The sequence below is a fragment of the Cellulomonas hominis genome, from assembly GCF_901521055.1.
GTDB classification, from domain to species: Bacteria; Actinomycetota; Actinomycetes; order Actinomycetales; family Cellulomonadaceae; genus Cellulomonas; species Cellulomonas endometrii.
This window is the reverse complement of record NZ_CABEGA010000037.1, coordinates 21,786-40,016: the sequence shown is the minus strand read 5'-3', so window position 1 is coordinate 40,016 and position 18,231 is coordinate 21,786. Positions and strand designations below refer to the sequence as shown.

Below are 18,231 nucleotides of genomic sequence, written 5' to 3'. Positions count from 1 at the left end.
TCCCTGCCGCCGCCCGGCGCGGTGCGCCTGCTGACCGCCCTCGTGCTGCTCGAGGCCGTGGGGCTGGTGGCCGCCTCGCGGCCCGGGACGCGGAGCTTCGCCGTGAGCATGACCGCGGTGCCGCCGCCCTCGCGGGCGGCCCACGCGATGGAGCCGCGGAGCTCGTTGGTCACGAGGGTCGACACGATCTGGGTGCCCAGGCCCGTGCCGGCGCCGGCGTCCGCGGGGATGCCGCCGCCGTCGTCGGCGACGGTGACGGTGAGGTCGTCCTCGATCCGCTCGGCGGTCACCTCGACGGTCCCGGACTCGCGGCCGGCCAGGCCGTGCTCGACGGCGTTGGTCACCAGCTCGGTGAGCACGAGGGCCAGGGCGGTCGCGTCCTCGGCGGACACCGGCCCGAACGTGCCCTGCACGACGGTGCGCACCGACCCCCCGGCGGACGCCACGTCGGCGGCCAGGCGCAGCGACCGGCCGACGAGCTCGTCGAACACGACGGTCTCGTCGAGGGTCTGGGACAGCGTCTCGTGCACCAGGGCGATCGTCGCGACCCGCCGCATGGCCTCCTCGAGGGCCGCGCGCGCCTCGGGGACGTTCATCCGGCGGGCCTGCAGCCGCAGCAGCGCGGCGACGGTCTGCAGGTTGTTCTTCACGCGGTGGTGGATCTCGCGGATCGTCGCGTCCTTGGTGATGAGCTCGCGCTCCCGCCGGCGCAGCTCGGACACGTCGCGGCAGAGCAGGACGGCGCCGATGCGCTCGTGGTCCTCGGTGAGCGGGACGGCCCGGAGGGACAGGGCGACGCCGTGCGCCTCGATGTCGGTGCGCCACGGCGCGCGGCCCATGAGGACGAGCGGCATCGACTCGTCGACCGTGGACTTCTGCTCGACCAGGTCCGCGACCACCTCGACCAGCGACCGCCCGACGAGGTCGTCCATCGCGCCGAGCCGGTGGAAGCAGGACAGGGCGTTCGGGCTGGCGTACAGGACCTCGCCCTCGGAGTTCAGGCGCACGAGGCCGTCGCCGACGCGGGGGGCGCCGCGCCGGGGCCCGGTGGCCGCGTTGGGCAGCGGGAACTCCCCGCGGGCGATCATCGCCATCAGGTCGTCGGCGGCCTCGACGTAGTTCAGCTCCAGGCGGCTGGGCGTGCGGGCGCCGCCGAGGTTGGTCTGCCGGGCGATCACGGCGATGGCGCGGCCGTCACGGACGACCGGCACGGCCTCCTCGCGCACCGCGTAGGAGCCGAACCAGCGGGGCTCGCGGGACCGCTGCGCGCGGACCTCGGTGAGCGAGCGCTCGAGCTGGGGCCGCTGGCCCTCCGGGGGGCGGGAGCCGACGACGTCGTCGTAGTGCACCGTGGCGCCGGTGCTCGGCCGGCACTGGGCGATGGCCACGAAGTCGCGGTCCTCGGTCGGCAGCCAGAGCACCAGGTCCGCGAACGCGAGGTCGGAGATGACCTGCCAGTCCCCGACCAGCAGGTGCAGCCACTCGAGGTCCGCGGCGTCGAGGTGGGCATGGCGCTGCGCGAGCTCGCTCAGGGTGGACACCCGCTCAGCGTAGGCGCTCCGCCCCCGCCGCCCCCGGCTCGTCCACGCCCGCGGCGACGTCCGCACGCGCGCGAGGCCCGCTGCCGATAATGTCGGTGGACCGACGCTCCACCGCGCCCGCGCGCGCACCCCGGAAGGACCCGTTCCCGTGCACCTGCAGGTCTCCGTCTCCGTCCCCGCCGACCCGCGCACCGCCGGGGTGATGCTGGCCGACCCGGTGTACGTCCGGGCCAAGGTGCGCGCGAGCGGCGCCGAGGAGCTGCACCTGGACGTGACCCCCGGCGAGGACGGCGCGTTCACCGTGACGACGCGGCGCGCGCTGCCGACGGACCAGATCCCGGCGAACGTCCGGTCGTTCGTCGGCTCGACGCTCGAGGTGCGTCAGGTCGAGGCCTGGGAGGCCCCGGCGGACGACGGCACCCGCAACGGCACGGTCGCGGTCGAGATCGCGGGCGCCCCGGTGCGGCTCACGGGGACGGTGACGTTGTCGGCCGCCGGCGGCGGGTCGCGCATCGTCTACGACGGGGAGCTGAAGGCCAACGTGCCGCTGTTCGGGTCCGCGGTCGAGCAGGCCGCGTCGAAGGCGGTCCGCGCCGCGCTGGAGGCCGAGGAGGGCGTGGCCCGCGAGTGGGTCGCGTCGACCCCCGAGGCGTAACGATTCCGTAACGCGACGGCGCCTCGCGCGCCTCTGACCTGCGACGACGCGGTCATGGGATCGCTTCCACGACCCGTTCGGACCCCCTCCGGCTTGACACCGTGGAACCGCTACCACGAGAGTGCCTGACATGCCGTGGAAGCGCTCCCGCAGATCTTGGGAACGCTCTCACGTGGACGCCGGAGCCGGTGTCCCCAACGGGTGCGGCGACGACGCCGCCGGATGACGAGGGAGTCAAGGTGCGCAGGAGCACGCGCAAGACGTGGGTGGCTGTGGCCGGAGCGACGGGTATCGCCCTGCTCGCGACGGCGTGCGGCGGAGGGTCGTCCGACGACGACGCCGCCGGCGGCGACGACGAGAAGGTCACGCTGACCATCTCGACGTTCAACCAGTTCGGGTACGAGGACCTCCTGGAGCAGTACCAGGACGAGCACCCGAACATCACCATCGAGCACAACAAGTTCGGCAAGTCCGACGACGCCAAGGAGCAGTTCCAGACCGCTCTCGGCGCCGGCTCGGGCCTCGCGGACGTCGTGGGCGTCGAGGTCGACTGGATGCCGCAGATCATCCAGTACTCGGACCAGTTCGTGGACCTGACCAGCGACAGCGTCGAGGGCCGCTGGAACCAGTGGACCCTGGACCAGGCGACGTCGCAGGACGGCGCGCTGCTCGGCTACCCGACGGACATCGGCCCGGAGGCCATCGCCTACCGCGCCGACCTGTTCGCCGCCGCCGGCCTGCCGACGGACCGTGAGGCCGTGGCCGAGCTGTTCGGTGGCGAGGACGCCACCTGGGACGACTTCTTCGCGGTCGGCGACCAGTTCATGGCCGCGGGCACCGGCCCCGGCTTCTTCGACTCGGCCGACGCCGTCGCCCAGGGCATGATCAACCAGATCGAGGCCCCGTTCGAGGACCCCGAGTCCGGCGAGATCACGGCGCTCGACAACCCGGAGATCCGGGAGATGTACGACACGATCCTCTCCCACGCGGACCAGTCCGCGGGCCTCAAGCAGTGGGAGGAGGACTGGACCAACGCCTTCCAGAGCAACGGCTTCGCCGTGGCGCTCGCGCCGGCCTGGTTCCTCGGCAACATCGAGGGCAACGCCGCGGGCGTCGAGGGCTGGGACATCGCCAACGTCTTCCCCGGCGGCGGCGGCAACTGGGGCGGCTCGTTCCTGACGGTCCCGACCATGTCGGAGCACCCGGAGGAGGCCAAGGCCCTCGCCGACTGGCTGACCGCCCCCGAGCAGCAGCTCAAGGCGTTCGGCGTCAACGGCAACTTCCCGAGCCAGATCGAGGCGCAGCAGTCCGAGGAGCTCCAGGGCATGACCCGCGAGTTCTTCAACGACGCCCCGACCGGCCAGATCTACACCGACCGCTCCGCCGGCATCTCGACGCAGCCGTTCAAGGGTGAGAACTACTTCACCATCCGGACCGGTCTGTCGGACGCGTTCAACCGGGTCGACGTCGACAAGTCGATGAGCCCCGAGGAGTCCTGGAAGGGCTTCGAGGAGGCCGTCGCCGCCATCGGCTGACACCGAGGGCCGGGTCGCGGGGGCACGCTCCCCCGCGGCCCGGCCCCGCCCCCGCTCCGAGCCGTCCGCCCGCACGAAGGAACCCCATGGCCACCCAGACAGCGCCCGTCAGGGGCGCGGCACCGCGCAGCGGCGGCGACGACCGCCCGCCCCGCAAGATCGGCTTCCGGCAGACGCTGGGCCGGTGGGACGTGAAGCTGTCCCCCTACCTGTACATCTCGCCCTTCTTCCTGCTGTTCGCCGTCGTCGGCCTGTTCCCGCTGCTGTACACGGCGTGGGTCTCGCTGCACGAGTGGAGCCTGATCGGCGGCCAGGGCGAGTTCGTCGGGCTCGACAACTTCTCCTTCGTGCTGCAGCAGGCGTTCTTCTGGAAGGCCCTGCGGAACACGCTGAGCATCTTCCTGCTGTCGACCGTGCCGCAGGTCATCGCGGCCCTCGTGATCGCCGCGATGCTGGACGCGAACCTGCGCGCCAAGACGTTCTGGCGGATGGGCGTGCTGCTGCCCTACGTGGTGGCACCCGTCGCGGTCGGCCTGGTGTTCTCCAAGATGTTCGCCGACGGCTCCGGCATGATCAACACGCTGATCGGCTACATCGGCATCGACCCGATCGGGTGGCACAAGGACGCGTTCGCGTCGCACATCGCCATCGCGTCGATGGTCAACTTCCGCTGGACCGGCTACAACGCCCTCATCCTGCTGGCCGCGATGCAGGCCATCCCCCGCGACCTGTACGAGGCCGCGACGATCGACGGCGCGAACCGGCTGCGGCAGTTCTTCTCGATCACGCTGCCGATGGTCCGCCCGACGATGATCTTCGTCATCCTGACCTCCACCATCGGCGGCCTGCAGATCTTCGACGAGCCGCGCATGTACGACGCGACCGGCCTCGGCGGGTCCAACGGCCAGTGGAAGACGGTGACGCTGTACCTGTACGAGCTCGGCTGGAACAAGCAGCAGCTCGGCCGGGCAGCCGCCGTCGCCTGGCTGCTGTTCCTGCTGATCATCCTGTTCGCGCTGGTCAACAACTGGCTCACCCGCAGGATCGCCTCCGCGGACGACATGAGCCGCGCCGCCAGATCGGCCCGCAAGCAGACCCGGCGCAACGCGCGGGAGCTCGCGAAGTCCGTCCGGCGCACGTCCGACGCCGCGGTCACCGCCGCCGCCCCGACCGAGGTGAAGCCCCGATGAGCACCCCCTCCATCCCCGTCATCGAGCAGACCGCCGGCAGGGGCGCGGCCAAGGCCGCCCGCCGCGGCGTGGGCCGCCGGCGCGGCGGGCAGTCCGCGAGCCACGGCACCGCGGAGCGTCGCCCGGGCTGGATCACGTACACGGTGCTCGGGATCTTCATCCTGATCTCCGCGTACCCCCTGTACTTCACGTTCCTGCTCTCGTCGTCGACGTCGGAGCAGGTCTCGCAGAACCCCGTGCCCTCGCTGATCCCCGGCGGCGAGTTCCTCGCCAACCTCCAGCGGGTGTTCGACGCGGACATCGACCTGGTGCGCGCCACCGGCAACTCCCTCGTCGTCGCCGTGATCACCAGCCTGTCGGTGGTGTTCTTCTCGACGCTCGCCGGGTACTCGTTCGCGAAGCTCCGGTTCCGCGGCCGCGGGCCGCTGCTGGTCTTCGTCATCGCGACGATGGCCGTGCCGACCCAGCTCGGCGTGGTGCCGCTGTACATCGTGATGCGGGAGCTCGGGCTCACCGGCAACCTCGCCGCGGTGATCCTGCCGGGGCTCGTCACGGCGTTCGGGGTCTTCTGGATGACCCAGTACCTCGACTCCGCGCTGCCCTACGAGCTGATCGAGGCCGCCCGCGTCGACGGCGCGTCGATGTTCCGGACGTTCTGGTCGATCGCGCTGCCCGCCGCGAAGCCGGCCGCCGCGATGCTCGCGCTGTTCACCTTCATCACGTCGTGGACGAACTTCTTCTGGCCGTCGATCGTCCTCGGCACCCAGAACCCCACCCTGCCGGTAGCGCTGAAGCTGCTGCAGGCCGGGTTCTTCCAGGACATGCCGCTGATCATGGCCGGCGTCGTCCTGTCGATCATCCCGCTGCTCCTCCTGTTCGTGGTCGCAGGCCGGCAGCTCGTCGCCGGGATCATGGCCGGGGCCGTCAAGGGCTGAGCGCTACGCTTCGGCGCGGGGACCTGGCTCCGGCGAGGTCCCCGCGCAGCGCGGCGCGCCCACCGGCCGCGCACCCGCACGGCCCGCCACTCGTCCCTAGGGGGCCCTCGACCGTGGTCGACCAGTCAGCCATCTCCTCGGCCGTCGCGCCGACGCTCGAGCAGGTCGCGGAGCGCGCCGGCGTCTCCCGGTCCACCGCGTCCCGGGCGATCAACGGCGGGCTGCGGGTCTCCCCCGAGGCGATGGAGTCCGTCGCGGCGGCCGTCGCCGAGCTCGGCTACACCCCGAACCGCGCCGCACGCTCGCTGGTCACCCGCCGCACCGACTCCGTCGCGCTGGTCGTCCCGGAGCCCGACGAGCGCGTGCTGTCCGACCCCTTCTTCGCCGGCGTGCTGAACGGCGTCTCCACCCCGCTCGCCCAGTCCGACCTGCAGCTGCTGCTCGTCATCGCCCGCCCCGGCGAGTCCGAGCGGACGGCGCGGTACCTGCGCGCCGGGCACGTCGACGGGGCGATCGTGGTGTCGCACCACCGCGACGACGCGATCGACCGGGCGCTGCAGAGCTCGATGGTGCCGACCGTGTTCATCGGCCGGCCGCTCACCGGTGGCGAGGACGCCGCGGTGGTCGACACCGACAACGTCCTCGGCGGTCGGATCGCCACCGAGCACCTCATCGGCCTCGGCCGCCGGCGGATCGGCACCATCGCCGGACCTGCCGACATGTCCGCCGGCATCGACCGGCTCGCCGGGTGGCGCGCCGCGCTGGCCGACGCCGGGCTGCCCGACGACGCGGTGGTCCACGGCGACTTCACGGTCGACGGGGGGGCCGCCGCCGCGCGCGAGCTCCTCGCGCGGCACCCGGATCTCGACGCGCTGTTCATCGCCTCCGACCTCATGGCCGCCGGCGCCCTGCCGGAGCTCGCCGACAGCGGCCGCGACGTGCCCGGCGACGTGGCCGTGGTCGGGTACGACAACTCCGGGCTCGCGACCACCACGAAGCCGAACCTCACGACGGTCACGCAGCCGGTCATCGCGATGGCCCGCGCGGCGGGCGAGGAGCTCGTCGCGCAGCTCCAGGGCCGCCCGGCGCGCCGGGACCCGCAGATCTTCTCCCCGGAGCTGGTCGTCCGCGGCTCCGCCTGACCGCCCCCCCCCCCCGCGCCACCCCCGGCCGCGCGCCGAGATGACAGTTCTCGCCTGGCGGCATCGCGACGCCGCCAGGCGAGAAGTGCCATCTCGGCGCGGGGGGGACGTCAGCGGGTCGGGTCGACGTGGCCGAACCGGTGCCGGGTGCGGCTGACCGCCTGCTCCCGCACGACCGTCATCAGCTCCCGGCGGCCGCTCGCCACCACCGGTGCGTCCAGCACCGTGACCTCGCCCGTGCGGGCCACCGCCGCGGCCCGGAGGCCCGGCGCGCTGCCCACCACCCGCACCCGGCCGGAGACGTCCCCGCCGGCGACCCGGGCGGCGAACGCCTCGTCGGACTCGTCGGCCGCGCGGCTGACGGCGATCGGCACCCCGGCGGTGCGCGCGGCGGTGAGCACCCGGCGCACGTCGCGCTCCCGGGCGTCCGCGCCGACCCGGACCGTGAGGTGCGGCACGGGGCGGTAGCGGAGCGTGTTCTCCTCCGCCGCGAGCTCCGACGGGTCGTGCGCGGCGCCGAACTCGGACGCCCACCAGCGGGCGTCGTTCTGCTGCGCCCACGCCAGCCACGCCTCGTCGTCGAGGCCCGTGACCTCGGCGTCGTCCTGCCAGGCACCGAGCTGCGCGACGTACGAGGGGCCGCCCGCCTTCGCGCCGGGCCCGACGACGGACGCCTTCCAGCCGCCGAACGGCTGCCGCTGCACGACGGCGCCGGTGATGTGCCGGTTGACGTACGCGTTGCCGACCTCGACGCGGTCGAGCCAGTGCGCGATCTCGGCCTCGTCCAGGGAGTGCAGGCCGCCGGTCAGGCCGAGCGCGACCGCGTTCTGCACCTCGATCGCCTCGTCCAGGGTCGCGACGCGGATCACGCCGAGCACCGGGCCGAAGCACTCGGTCAGGTGGAACCACGAGCCGGGCCGCACGCCGTGCTTCACGCCCGGGGTCCACAGCCGGCCCTCGTCGTCGAGCCGGCGGGGCTGCACCAGCCACGCCTCCCCCTCGTCGAGCGTGGTCAGGGCGCGCAGGAGCTTGCCGGACGCGGGCTCGACCAGCGGGCCCATCGTGGTGCCGAGGTCGTCGGACCAGCCCACCCGCAGCGACGTGACGGCGTCGGCGAGCTGGCGGCGCAGCCGGTCGGACGTGCCGGCCGACCCGACCAGGATCGCGAGCGACGCGGCGGAGCACTTCTGCCCCGCGTGGCCGAACGCCGAGCGGACCAGGTCGGCCACCGCGAGGTCGACGTCGGCGGACGGCGTGATGATCAGCGCGTTCTTGCCGGAGGTCTCGGCGAGCACGTCGAGGTCGGGACGCCACCCCCCGAACAGCTGCGCGGTCTCCAGGGAGCCGGTGAGCAGGACCCGCGCGACGTCGGGGTGGGTGACCAGCCGCCGGCCGACCTCGCCCTCGGGCGAGAGCACGACCTGGAGCGCGGGCTCGGCGACGCCGGCCGCGTCGAACGCGCGCTGCACGGCCGCCATCGCGACGCGCACGCAGCGCGGGGTCTGCGGCGCGGGCTTGATGAGCACGGGCGACCCGGCGGCGAGCGCCGCGAGGGTCGAGCCGACCGGGATCGCGACCGGGAAGTTCCACGGCGGGGTGACGACGGTGACGCCGCGCGGCCGGAACACCGCACCGGGGACCGTCCCGTCCGCGAGCTCCTCGGCGCGGTCCGCGTAGTACCGCGCGAAGTCCACGGCCTCGCTGACCTCGGGGTCGGCCTCGGCGACGGTCTTGCCGCCCTCGTGCACCATCGTCGCTACCAGGTCGCCGCGGGCGGCCTCGAGCTCGTCGGCGGCGCGGCGCAGCACGGCGGCGCGCTCGGCGGGGGTGCGCGCGGACCAGGCGGGGGCGGCACCGACGGCGCGGGCCACGACCTCGTCGACCTCGGCCTCGGTGGCGACCTCGACGGCGCCGGCGGGCGGCTCGACGTCACGGGCGACGAGCCCGGCGGCCCACTCCCGCGACTCGGCCACGGCGGGGTCGGTGTCGGCGGCGTTCCGGAAGGCACCGGGGCGCGGGGACGGCGCGTCGGCGGCACGCGGCAGCCGCCGGCGGCCGGTGGGGACGGTCTCGGCGCCGGCGACGGACGCGAGGAACGCCTCCTCCTGCGACGGGATGCCGGTGCCCCGGCCGTCGTCGCCGGCGAACAGCGCGTGCAGGAAGTTCTGGTGCGCCGCGTTCTCCTCCAGGCGGCGGACCAGGTACGAGATCGCGACGTCGAAGTCCTGCTGCGCGACCACCGGCGTGTAGAGCAGCACCTGGCCGACCTCGCGCTGGACCGCGCGGGCCTGCGCCGGCGCCATGCCCTGCAGCATCTCGATGTCCAGCGCCTCGGTGACGCCGCGCTGCCCGGCGAGCAGGTGGGCGTACGCGACGTGGAACAGGTTGTGGCTCGCGACGCCGACCCGCAGAGCGCTCGTGCGCTCGGGGTCCAGGGCGCGCCGGACCAGGCGGACGTAGTGCGCGTCGACGTCGGGCTTGCCGTCGTACGGCGCCTGCGCCCAGTCGTGCAGCTCGGCCTCGACCTTCTCCATCGCGAGGTTCGCGCCCTTGACCAGGCGGACCTTGAGCCGGGCTCCCCCGGCCGCGACGCGACGGCGCGCGATCTCGGTCAGGTCGTCGAGCGCGGCCGACGTGTCGGGCAGGTACGCCTGCAGCACGATGCCGAACTCGTGGCCGTGCAGCGCGGGGTCGGAGACGAGCTCGTCGAACACCCGCACGGTGAGGGCGAGATCGCGGTACTCCTCCATGTCGAGGTTGAGGAACGTGCCGTGCTCGGCGGCGGCCCGGTACAGCGGGCGGAGCCGGTCGACGACCCGCCGCACGCTGCCCTCGGTGTCCCAGGTGGAGAGCTGGCTGGCGACCGCCGACACCTTCACGGACACGTAGTCCACGTCCGGGCGCGCGACGAGCTCCCCGACGCGGTGCAGCCGCCGGTTCGCCTCGTCCTCGCCGAGCACGGCCTCGCCCAGCAGGTTGAGGTTGAGCCGGAAGCCGTCCCGCCGGGCGCGGGCGATGTGCGCGCCCAGCCCCGGACCGGCGTCGGCGACGAGGTGCCCGACCAGCTGGCGCAGCCGGATCCGGGCGGCCGGCACGACCGCGCCGGGCAGCAGCGGCGCCACGCGGGCGCCGACGCCCAGCAGCGCGCGGTCCACGACGCCGAGGAACCCCGCGGCGTCCGCGGCGCGGTCCCCGAGGTCGGCCAGCTCGGCGGCGGCGACCCGGGCGTCCTCGGGCCGGGCGACCCGGTCCACGAACCGCACCGCGAGCTCGAGCCCGGCGGGGTCGGCGACGAGGGCGGCCAACCGGCCGGTGGCGCGCCGCTCGGCGGGGGTCTCGTCGGCGGCCGTGGCGTCCATCCAGCGGTGGGCCAGGTCCACGGCGGCGCGGGTGAGGGCGTCGGCGGGGGCGGCGGCAGCGGGGGCTGCCGCGGGCTCGGCGGGCACGGTCGCGCCTGCCGGGTCGTGGGTCGTCGTCATGGCGGCATCGTCCCCGATCGCTCCGGAGCCCGTCTTGCACCGATCGCCCGGGGCACGGCCCCGGATCCGTGACACGTGGCTGTCATCCGCACCACCTACGCTGCCCTGCGACATGGAACGCCGTCCACCGCTGCCGACCGCCGCCTCCCCCGAGGCCGCCGCCCTGCTGCGCGCCCTCACGCCCGCCCTGCTGCGGCTGTGCGACGACCTGACCGGCACGATGTTCTGCGCCAAGGACGTGACCGGCCGGTACGTCGTGGTCAACGAGGCGTTCGTGCGCCGCACCTCGGAACGGTCCCGGCGCGCGGTCGTCGGTCGCAGCGCCGCGGAGCTGTTCCTCCCGCACCTGGCCGAGCGGTACGACGCCCAGGACCGCGAGGTGCTGGAGACGGGCCGGTCGCTGCACCGCGAGCTCGAGCTGATCCGGCGGCCGGGCGGCGCCCCCGGCTGGTACCTCACGTCCAAGGAGCCCGTGCGGGACGCGGGCGGCGCCGTGGTGGGCCTGGTCAGCATCTCGCAGGCCCTGCGCGCCGGGGACGCCGACGAGGCGACGGTCGACGCCCTGTCCCGGGTCGCGGCGTTCGTGCAGTCCCGGCTGGCCGACCCGCCGACGGTGGCGGAGCTCGCCGAGGCCGCCGGGTGCTCGGCGTCCACGCTCGACCGCCGGGTGCGCCGGGTCTACGCGCTGTCCCCGCAGCAGTACGTGCTGCGGGCGCGGCTCGACCACGCGGCCGCGCTGCTGGGCGGGACGGGGTCGCCGCTCGCGGAGGTCGCCGCGTCCGCCGGGTTCTACGACCAGGCGTCGTTCACCCGGACGTTCGGCCGGCTGACGGGCGAGACCCCGGCGCAGTTCCGGCGGGCCGCGCGCGGGACGCCGCCGCAGGTCACCGGCGTCGCGGACCCGCTGCCGTGGCCGCGCGCCGCCGCCTGGGGAACGATGGACGCATGACACCTGCGCTGATCCCCACGACCAGCCTGCCGAACGGCGCGATGCCGCTGCTCGGCCTGGGCACCTGGCAGTCCGAGGGCAACGAGGCCGAGCTCGCCGTCGCCGCGGCCCTGGAGCTCGGGTACACGCACATCGACACCGCGACCGGGTACGGGAACGAGGCCGAGGTCGGCCGCGCCCTCTCCGGGCGGGACATGGACCGCGACGCCGTCTTCCTCACCACCAAGCTGCCGCCGGACCACGCGGGCCGCGAGCGGCAGACGCTGATGGAGTCCCTCGCCGCGCTGCACACCGACCACCTCGACCTGTGGCTGGTGCACTGGCCGCCGAACAAGCAGGCGACGCCCGCCACCTGGGAGCAGTTCATCGCGGCGCGCGAGGAGGGCCTGGTCCGCGACATCGGCGTCTCGAACTACTCGATCGCGCAGATCGACGAGCTGATCGCCGCGACCGGCGTGGCGCCCGCGGTGAACCAGATCCCGTGGAGCCCGGGCGACTACGACGCCGACCTGGTCGCCGAGCACGAGCGCCGCGGCGTGCGCGTCGAGGGCTACAGCCCGTTCAAGCGCACCGACCTGGACGACCCGGTCCTCACCGGGATCGCCGAGGCGCACGGCGTGAGCACCCGCCAGGTGGTCCTGCGCTGGCACATCGACCACGGCGTCGTCGTCATCCCGAAGTCGACGAACCCCGAGCGCATCCGGCAGAACCTCGACGTGCTGGGCTTCTCGCTGTCCGCCGACGAGCTCGCGCAGATCGACGGCCTGGGCGGCAGGTGACCGACCCCGCCACGCCGGTCCCGCCGGAGGGGCCCGACGCCCCGCGCCGCAGCTCCTGTGCGGCCGGGCGCCGCGCCGCGCCCCCGGGCCGCCGGCGCCGCCGGGTCCCGTGGGGACGGGGTGCTCGTCGGGTCCCCGCCGGCCGCACGACCGTCGCGGCGGTGACGAGCGCCCTGCTCGTCGCCGCCGTGGTGGTCGGGGGGGTGCAGCTGCAGGCCGCCCGCGAGCGCGCCGCGGAGGCCGAGCGCAGCGCGCGGGCGCTGAGCCTGGCGGTGGACGCGGCGGAGCGGGAGGGCGAGTTCCTCGCCGACCGGGACCGTGCCGCCACGCGGGACGCCGCCCGGCAGGCCGCCGGCGAAGCGCAGGCCGCGCGGGACGCAGCGGCGGCCGAGGCGGAGGCCGCCCGCATCGCGCAGGAGCAGGCCGCCGCGCAGGCCGCCGCCCAGGCCGAGGCCGACCGGCTCGCCGCGGAGCGGGCGGCGCAGGAGGCCGCCGAGGACGCCGCCGCGGCGGAGCGCGCCCCCGCGCAGGCGTCGGCCGCCCCCGGGATCGCGGGCTGGGTCGACGGCCGCCCGGTGGACGCGCAGGGTCACGTGCTCTGGGTGACGTCCGTGCCGACCGCGGACGGCGACGGCTCGAACGGCCACATGCCGATGTCCGCGATGTGCCAGGTGCCCTGGGGCACCGACCGGCTGGGGTTCGCCCAGTACCTGCGCTGCGACGCCGCCGACGCGCTCACCGCGCTGAACGAGGCCTTCCGCGCCCAGTTCGGCGCCTCGATCGACATGGACCTCACCTACCGGTCCTACGCGGACCAGGTGGCCATGAAGGCGGAGTTCGGCGGGCTGGCGGCGGCGCCCGGCACCTCGTCGCACGGGCTCGGCACCGCGCTGGACGTCCAGGAGTGGCCCGACGTCTACGGGTTCGGCACCGCCCGGTACGACTGGCTCGTGGCGAACGGTCCCACCTACGGCTGGTACGCGCCCGCCCGGGTCCGCCAGGGCCAGCCGTACGCCGAGTACTGGCACTTCGAGTACGGCCCCGGCCGCACCTCCTGACCCGCGGGTGCAGCGCCGGCTGCGGTCCTGTGTGGCACAGTGGCGGGGACCCGGCGGCTCACCCTCGGGGCGGCGACGAGGCCGCGCCCGGCCGTCGGACGGATGCCCAGGAGGCGCCTGCATGACCGCGCCCGTGCCCGCATCGACGGCACCATCGGGACCCGCCGAACCCGCTCCCCGCGCCGCACCCGGCACCACGGGGCCGGCCTCGCGCACCTCACCCCTCACCACCGCGCACGCCCAGCTGTCGTCCGCCGTGGAGCTGCTCGGCTACGACGAGGGGATGCACCAGATGCTCGCGACCCCCCGGCGCGAGCTGCACGTGGCGGTCCCGCTCCGGCGGGACGACGGGCGGATCGAGCTGCACGCCGGCTACCGGGTGCAGCACAACATCTCCCGCGGGCCCGGCAAGGGCGGCCTGCGGTACGCGCCGGGCGTCGACATCGACGAGGTCCGCGCCCTGGCGATGTGGATGACCTGGAAGTGCGCCGTCGTGGAGCTGCCGTACGGCGGCGCGAAGGGCGGCGTGGCGATCGACCCGCGCGGGTACTCCCCCGCCGAGCTGGAGCGCGTCACCCGGCGCTACACCTCCGAGGTGATGCCGATCATCGGGCCGGAGCGGGACATCATGGCGCCGGACGTCGGGACCACCGAGCAGACGATGAGCTGGGTGATGGACACGTACTCGGTGAACTTCGGGTACACGATCCCGGCCGTCGTCACCGGCAAGCCGCTGGCCGTCGGCGGCTCGCTCGGCCGCGCGACGGCCACCTCCCGCGGCGTGGTGCACGTGACGTCCGCGGCGCTCGCCGACGCCGGCGCCGACCTGTCCGAGGTCTCGGCCGCCGTGCAGGGGTTCGGCAAGGTCGGCTCGCACGCCGCGCGGTTCCTGGCCGAGGGCGGCGCCCGCGTCGTGGCGGTGAGCGACCAGTACGGCGGCGTGCACGCGCCGGACGGGCTGGACGTCGCGGCGCTGCACGCGCACGTCGCGACGACCGGCTCGGTCGTCGGGTTCGCCGGCGCGGACCCGATCGGCAACGCGGAGCTGCTCGCGCTCGACGTGGACGTGCTCATCCCCGCTGCGGTCGAGGACGTGCTCGACGAGGAGACCGCCCGGACGGTCAAGGCGCGCTGGGTCGTCGAGGGCGCGAACGGCCCGACCACCAGCGCCGGCGACCGGGTGCTGGCCGAGCGCGGCATCACCGTCGTGCCGGACATCCTGGCGAACGCCGGCGGCGTGGTCGTGTCCTACTTCGAGTGGGTGCAGGCGAACCAGGCGTACTGGTGGACCGAGCGGGAGATCGAGGACCGCCTGGAGCACCGGATGCGGTCGGCGTACGCCGCGGTCGCCCAGCGGGCCCGCGCCGACGGCCTCACGCTGCGCGACGCGGCGCTCGTCATCGGGGTGCGCCGCGTGGCGGAGGCGCACCAGCTCCGCGGCCTGTACCCCTGACCCCGACAGGCGACCGGCGACCGGCGAGGGCGTGTGACGGACGGCATCCGCCCGGCGGCCGGCGGCGGGAAGCAGTCCCGCACCGGCCGCGTTGCCCCCGGTGTGACCACCGAGAACCCCGTCCCGCTGTCCGTCCTCGACCTGTCCCCGGTGGGCACCGGGCGCACGAGCGCCGACGCGCTCGCCGACTCCACCGCCCTGGCGCGGGCGGCCGACCGGCTGGGGTACCGGCGGTTCTGGGTGGCCGAGCACCACGCGATGCCGGCCGTCGCGTCGACGTCGCCCGCGGTGCTGCTCGCGCACCTCGCCGCGTCGACCGAGCGGATCCGCGTCGGGTCGGGCGGCGTGATGCTGCCGAACCACCCCTCGCTGGTGGTCGCCGAGCAGTTCGCGATGCTCGAGGCGCTGCACCCGGGGCGCGTGGACCTGGGCATCGGGCGCGCTCCGGGCGCCGACCCCGTCACCGCCGCGGCCCTGCGCCGCACCGTCGACGGCCTCGGTGCGGAGGACTTCCCCGCCGAGCTGCTCGACGTCCTGCACCTGCTCGGCCAGCTCCCGCAGGGCCGCGCCGCCAGCGCCACCGCGTCGCGGCTGATCGCCACCCCGGCCGCCACCGGCACGCCGCAGGTGTGGCTGCTCGGGTCCAGCACGTTCAGCGCGCAGCTCGCGGGCGAGCTCGGCCTGCCGTTCTCCTACGCGCACCACTTCGGCACCGGCATCACCACGCAGGCCGCCGAGGTGTACCGGTCGGCGTTCCGCCCGTCGGCCGTGCTGGACGCGCCGCTGCTGATGGTGTCCGCGTCGGTGATCGTCGCCGAGTCCGACGAGCGCGCCGAGTGGCTGGCCGGGCCCAGCAAGGTGATGGCCCTGCGCCTGCGCACCCGCGGGGCGCTCGCGCCGATCGAGACCCCCGAGGACGCCGAGCAGCTGCTCGCCACGATCGACCCCGAGCAGGCGCGCGACTTCTTCTCCCGCGTGGCCGGCACCCAGATCGCGACCACGGCCGACGTCGCCGTCGAGCGGCTGCGCGAGCTGGTGGCCCGCACGGGCGCCGACGAGCTGGTCGTCACGGCCACGACCCACGCGGTCGAGGACCGCATCGCCACCCTGGAGGCGCTCGCCGCGGCCTGGTGACCGGCTGTCCGGCGCGCCGCGGGGACCGGGGTGGCAGGATCGCGCCCATGGACGACGTGGTCGGTGGGACGTGGCGGTTCGTCGAGGTCGCGGGCGTGCCGCTCGACGACGGCCCGGAGCGGGCGCACCCGGCGCTGACGTTCTCGGGCGACGGGCAGGTCTACGGCACCGGGGGCGTGAACCGGCTGCGCGGCACGTGGGCGTACACCGACGGGACGCTGACGTTCGGCCCCGTCGTCACGACGCTCATGGCCGGGACCCCCGAGCACATGGCCCGGGAGCGCGCGGTGCTGGACCTGCTGGCCGGCCCGCTGACGGCCGAGGTGGCCGACGGCGCGCTGCTGCTGACCGACGGCGAGGGGCGGGTCAGCCGTCTGCTGCCCGCCCCCGCCGAGGACGCCCTGTAGGGGTCAGCCCCGCGGCTGCCGCTCCGCCCACTCCGCGAGCTCGACGCGGGGGCCGGTGTAGAACGGCACCTCCTCGCGCACGTGCCGGCGCGCGCCGGTGGCCCGCAGGTCGCGCATGAGGTCGACGATGCGGTGCAGCTCGTCGGCCTCGAACCCGAGGATCCACTCGTAGTCGCCGAGCGCGAACGACGAGAGGGTGTTCGCGCGGACGTCGGCGTAGTCGCGGGCGGCGTGGCCGTGCTCGCGCAGCAGCTCCCGGCGCTCGGCGTCCTCCAGCAGGTACCACTCGTAGGACCGCACGAACGGGTACACGCAGAGGTACGCGCGCGGCGCCTCCCCGGTGAGGAACGCGGGGACGTGCCCGCGGTTGAACTCCGCCGGGCGGTGCATCGCGGCGACCGACCAGACCGGCAGCAGGTGCTCGCCGAGCTCGCTGGCGCGCAGCCGGTGGAACGCGTCCTGGACGGCCTCGATGCTCGGGGCGTGCCACCAGACCATGAGGTCGGCGTCGGCGCGCAGGCCCGCGACGTCGTACCAGCCGCGCACGACGAGGCCCTCGGGGGCGTCCGGCCCGGTGAGGGCGGCGAGCGCGGCGTCGACGATGCGGCGGCGCTCGGCGGCGTCCACGGGCAGCGCCGAGGACGTCTCGAACACGGCGTACATCGCGTACCCGATCGCGCTGTTGATCGCGTCCGCGACCTCCGGGGTGTGGCCGCCGGGCTGGTCCGTCGTCGTGCTCATCGGGCTGCTGCTCCTTCGCTGCTGTCGTGCGCTGTGCCGGTCTCCCGCTGCTGCGAGATCGTCGGGAGTCCCGTGTCGACGCCGGCCCGCTGGAAGCAGCAGCCGACGGCGCACCGGTCGGGCCAGGCGTCGAACGCCCCCACGGTCACCCGCTCGGGGTCCTCGCCGCGCTCGGCGGCGGCGCGCTCGACCATGAGGTCGACGAGCCCCGCGACGAACGGTGCGCGGGTGGACGCCGAGCCGGCGCGGACCGCGGTGATGCCGAGGTCATCCGCGGTGGCCATCGCCTCGGTGTCGAGGTCGTACGCGACCTCCATGTGGTCGGACACGAAGCCGATCGGCGACATGACGACGGCCGTGGTGCCGGCCTCGGCGCGCTCGGTCAGGACGTCGTTGATGTCGGGCTCCAGCCACGGCTGCGACGGCGGGCCGGAGCGCGAGCAGAACGCGAGGCTCCACGCGGGCTCGATGCCGAGGTCCGCGGCCACCAGCGCGGCCACCTCGCGGCAGGCGTCCTCGTGCTGGGCGAGGTACCCGGGGCGGGCGGCGGCGGACCCGGCCTCCATCGCCAGCGGGATCGAGTGGGTGACGAACAGCAGCGGGGCGTCGGCGGCCACGTCCGCGACCGGGCGACCGGTCCGGGCGGCGAGCTCGGTGAACGCCTCCACCACCGCGTCGGCGTTCGCGCGCAGGAAGCCCGGGTGGTTGAAGTAGTGGCGGAGCTTGTCGACCCGCACGCCCGCGGCGGCCTCCGCGTCCTGCGGCGTCTCGTCGAGCCCGGCGACACCCGCGAGCGCCTGCGCGACGTGCTCGCGGTACTGCCGGCAGCCCGAGTAGGACCCGTACGCGGACGTCACGAGCGCGAGCACGCGGCCCGCCCCGGCGTCGCGGAGCCCCGCGAGCGCGCCGTCGGTGAACGGCTCCCAGTTCCGGTTGCCCCAGGCCAGCGGCGTGTCGATGCCGCGCGCGTCCAGCTCGGCGCGCAGGGCGGCCAGCAGGGCCCGGTTCTGGTCGTTGATCGGGCTGCGCCCGCCGAACAGGGCGTAGTGCTGGCTGACCTCGACCAGGCGTTCCTCGGGGATGCCCTTGCCGCGGGTCACGTTCTTCATGAACGGCAGGACGTCCTCGGGCTGCTCGGGGCCGCCGAAGGAGAGCAGGAGCACGGCGTCGTACGGGGCGAGCGCGGACGCCGTCAGGGGGGAGACGGACACCGCCCCATCTTCCCACCCCTGC

15 protein-coding genes are annotated in these 18,231 nt (G+C 74.9%); 11 read left to right on the top strand and 4 right to left on the bottom strand.

Annotated elements, in window-relative coordinates; all coding sequences use genetic code 11:
* On the bottom strand, positions 1-1,541 hold a 1,541-nt coding region (locus KJP73_RS10870; protein ID WP_213282879.1), incomplete at its 3' end, for a sensor histidine kinase.
* 148 nt (positions 1,542-1,689) lie between these two features.
* On the opposite strand from KJP73_RS10870, the gene KJP73_RS10865 reads away from it, so the two are divergent.
* The 5 genes from KJP73_RS10865 to KJP73_RS10845 all read left to right on the top strand — a co-directional run bounded on the left by KJP73_RS10865 (position 1,690) and on the right by KJP73_RS10845 (position 6,998).
* Complete coding sequence (locus KJP73_RS10865; RefSeq protein WP_213282878.1) at positions 1,690-2,196, top strand: DUF2505 domain-containing protein; 507 nt, start codon at positions 1,690-1,692, stop codon at positions 2,194-2,196.
* Positions 2,197-2,435: 239 nt separating this feature from the next.
* Positions 2,436-3,731, top strand: coding sequence for an ABC transporter substrate-binding protein (locus tag KJP73_RS10860; protein WP_213282877.1), 1,296 nt, complete (start codon positions 2,436-2,438; stop codon positions 3,729-3,731).
* A gap of 86 nt (positions 3,732-3,817) precedes the next feature.
* The gene (locus tag KJP73_RS10855; RefSeq protein WP_213282876.1) at positions 3,818-4,921 is read left to right on the top strand and encodes a carbohydrate ABC transporter permease; all 1,104 of its coding nucleotides are present in this window, start codon (positions 3,818-3,820) and stop codon (positions 4,919-4,921) included.
* Positions 4,918-5,856, top strand: a complete 939-nt coding sequence (locus KJP73_RS10850; RefSeq protein ID WP_213282875.1) for a carbohydrate ABC transporter permease — start codon at positions 4,918-4,920, stop codon at positions 5,854-5,856. The genes KJP73_RS10855 and KJP73_RS10850 overlap by 4 nt, the downstream gene beginning before the upstream one ends.
* A gap of 113 nt (positions 5,857-5,969) precedes the next feature.
* Positions 5,970-6,998: a LacI family DNA-binding transcriptional regulator gene (locus KJP73_RS10845; protein WP_213282874.1), complete on the top strand. Its 1,029-nt coding sequence runs from the start codon at positions 5,970-5,972 to the stop codon at positions 6,996-6,998.
* A 110-nt stretch (positions 6,999-7,108) separates the two neighbouring features.
* On the opposite strand, the gene KJP73_RS10840 is transcribed toward KJP73_RS10845, so the two are convergent.
* Positions 7,109-10,477, bottom strand: coding sequence for a proline dehydrogenase family protein (locus KJP73_RS10840; protein WP_213282873.1), 3,369 nt, complete (start codon positions 10,475-10,477; stop codon positions 7,109-7,111).
* Positions 10,478-10,589: 112 nt separating this feature from the next.
* Between KJP73_RS10840 and KJP73_RS10835 the strand changes: the two genes are divergently transcribed.
* From KJP73_RS10835 to KJP73_RS10810, 6 genes are all read left to right on the top strand, one after another.
* Positions 10,590-11,426: an AraC family transcriptional regulator gene (locus KJP73_RS10835; RefSeq protein ID WP_213282872.1), complete on the top strand. Its 837-nt coding sequence runs from the start codon at positions 10,590-10,592 to the stop codon at positions 11,424-11,426.
* The gene (locus tag KJP73_RS10830; protein ID WP_213282871.1) at positions 11,423-12,205 is read left to right on the top strand and encodes an aldo/keto reductase; all 783 of its coding nucleotides are present in this window, start codon (positions 11,423-11,425) and stop codon (positions 12,203-12,205) included. Before KJP73_RS10835 ends, KJP73_RS10830 begins: the two co-directional genes overlap by 4 nt.
* 161 nt (positions 12,206-12,366) lie before the next feature.
* A complete protein-coding gene (locus KJP73_RS10825) occupies positions 12,367-13,263 on the top strand; it encodes a M15 family metallopeptidase (protein ID WP_213282870.1) in 897 nt (298 codons plus the stop codon).
* 121 nt (positions 13,264-13,384) lie between these two features.
* Positions 13,385-14,716 carry a Glu/Leu/Phe/Val family dehydrogenase gene (locus KJP73_RS10820; RefSeq protein WP_213282869.1) on the top strand — a complete coding sequence of 444 codons (1,332 nt, stop codon included), beginning with the start codon at positions 13,385-13,387 and terminating at the stop codon, positions 14,714-14,716.
* A gap of 33 nt (positions 14,717-14,749) precedes the next feature.
* Positions 14,750-15,850: an LLM class flavin-dependent oxidoreductase gene (locus tag KJP73_RS10815; RefSeq protein WP_249669303.1), complete on the top strand. Its 1,101-nt coding sequence runs from the start codon at positions 14,750-14,752 to the stop codon at positions 15,848-15,850.
* Positions 15,851-15,897: 47 nt separating this feature from the next.
* Positions 15,898-16,257, top strand: coding sequence for an META domain-containing protein (locus KJP73_RS10810; RefSeq protein ID WP_213282868.1), 360 nt, complete (start codon positions 15,898-15,900; stop codon positions 16,255-16,257).
* A gap of 3 nt (positions 16,258-16,260) precedes the next feature.
* Here KJP73_RS10810 and hemQ read toward each other — a convergent pair whose 3' ends face one another.
* Both hemQ and KJP73_RS10800 read right to left on the bottom strand, forming a co-directional pair.
* Complete coding sequence (gene hemQ / locus KJP73_RS10805; protein WP_213282867.1) at positions 16,261-16,998, bottom strand: hydrogen peroxide-dependent heme synthase; 738 nt, start codon at positions 16,996-16,998, stop codon at positions 16,261-16,263.
* Positions 16,995-18,209, bottom strand: a complete 1,215-nt coding sequence (locus tag KJP73_RS10800; RefSeq protein ID WP_213282866.1) for a ferrochelatase — start codon at positions 18,207-18,209, stop codon at positions 16,995-16,997. Before KJP73_RS10800 ends, hemQ begins: the two co-directional genes overlap by 4 nt.
* Positions 18,210-18,231 lie beyond the last annotated feature (22 nt).